Here is a 1,707-nt window from a genome sequence, read left to right on the forward strand (position 1 = left end):
TTGGCCGGTTTGCACTTTGTCGTCTTCACGATCCTGATGCTTGGAAATGCAGCCGCTCTATTTCAAAGTTCATAACACGCTCTAAGTATCCGGGGTGAAATTAAGAAGGCTTGACGTGGCGATGACATTGTCTGAAATGGAGATATTGCGAGCGCTTCAGCGCGCTCGGAAAATCAGATCCTGCGGCATTCACCTGTGGGCGACGGCCGACGCCAGATCTTTCGCGATACACTACGAATCTTCCGGAATTTCATGCGCTTCTCCGGGCACGGCATTAGCATCTTGCGCCTTCACTTTGAAATGAAGGACTCACATGGGTAACTGTTTTTCACAAGTCTCCGGTGCTGAGGGACGCACCTGTAGCCAAGCCTACAACACGCCCCCGAGTCCTGAGCCGGAGCTGACTTTCCCGGAGCAGCATTTCACACCTGTCGATAGCGGTCCATTGACGGGATTAAGAGGTCGTCCGACCAAGCTTTCGCACCATCGCCTTGCACAAGACGGTGACACGCTCGTTATGGTGCCTGTTAGCTACTACCAGGAAGCACGATCACATCCACATAATCAGATCAAAGATCGTAGCCAGTCGGCCTTCCCTCTTATCGATGTTGGAGGTGCCAACGCAGCGCAAGGTAGAGCATTCGCGATCGATCATTTCACCACTGTCAAGGTGGCGGGTTTTAACTACAATGTTCCTAACGATTCACATACCACGCATCTCTACAGCACTGGCACCAGCTTGCCTAATATCCCGGTCATCACGGACGGCATGGGTGCTTGTATTGGTGTAGCATTTGCGGCTGAACGCATCGATCCAAGAAATAAGCGTCCGATGCCTGGGGCGAAGGTCCGCGTTTTTCATGTGTATCCGTTTTCCAGGATGGAGCTTGCGCCGAAGGCAGTAATGAAGGCCATCCAACGCCATATCGACGAGATCCGGGAGGATGGGTTGACACTGCGTATTGCAATGCACGGCGGATTGAGCAGCAGTGACTCTTCGCTAGCGACGGCCAGCGCACTGCGGGCGCTTTTTGATAGCCAGCAGGTGCCCGTAGAGTTCGATGAGACATGCGAAAAAAGGATGGGGGAGACACCACTCGGTGCAGTCATTAATGATGACTATTCAATCGACTTCATCACGCGGCTCGTCGCTACGGAGTAGCTCCGCGATTGACCCCGCGGTGAAAAAACGGGCGCCGAGCCTTCGGGCGTCGCGGGTAGCCTTGCACCCGGCGTTTCCTAAGGAACCTCTGAACAAAGCACTGATACGCCCAGGGTTTCCTAGACATCTCAAGGCCATGGAAAATGGTCGATTCGGAGGTGTCTATGAGCAGCAAGCGGTATACGGATGAGTTCAAGATCGAGGCGGTCCGGCAAGTGACTGATCGTGGGTTCAAGGTGGCAGAAGTCGCCGGGCGGCTGGGTGTCACGACGCACAGCCTGTACGCCTGGCTGCGCAAGTTCGGCAAGTCTGGCGTGGTGCATCGCGCCGAGGTGGACCAGAGCGCCGAGGTTCGGCGGCTGAAGGCAGAGTTGCGTCGAGTGACCGAGGAGCGCGACATCCTAAAAAAGGCGAACTAGGGCCTGTTAACACTAATGGCCCGAGCGATTAAACTATTGGGCATGGAGATCACGCCAGCACAATTTTCTCTGATCGAACACTGCCTGCCGGCGCAGCGCGGCAATGTCAGCATGACCAACCTGCAA

At 55.0% G+C, this 1,707-nt stretch carries 1 protein-coding gene and 1 pseudogene; both read left to right on the forward strand.

Annotated elements, in window-relative coordinates:
- Positions 1 to 313: 313 nt before the first annotated feature.
- Positions 314 to 1,162: a XopAF/AvrXv3 family type III secretion system effector gene (gene xopAF, locus XcyCFBP4188_RS22245; RefSeq protein ID WP_248283123.1), complete on the forward strand. Its 849-nt coding sequence runs from the start codon at positions 314 to 316 to the stop codon at positions 1,160 to 1,162.
- Positions 1,163 to 1,326: 164 nt separating this feature from the next.
- Positions 1,327 to 1,575 (forward strand): annotated as a pseudogene (locus XcyCFBP4188_RS22255) (transposase); the annotation flags it as partial.
- Between the last annotated feature and the right edge of the window lie 132 nt (positions 1,576 to 1,707).

Source organism: Xanthomonas hortorum pv. cynarae (genome assembly GCF_002939985.1).
Classification (GTDB): Bacteria; Pseudomonadota; Gammaproteobacteria; order Xanthomonadales; family Xanthomonadaceae; genus Xanthomonas; species Xanthomonas hortorum_D.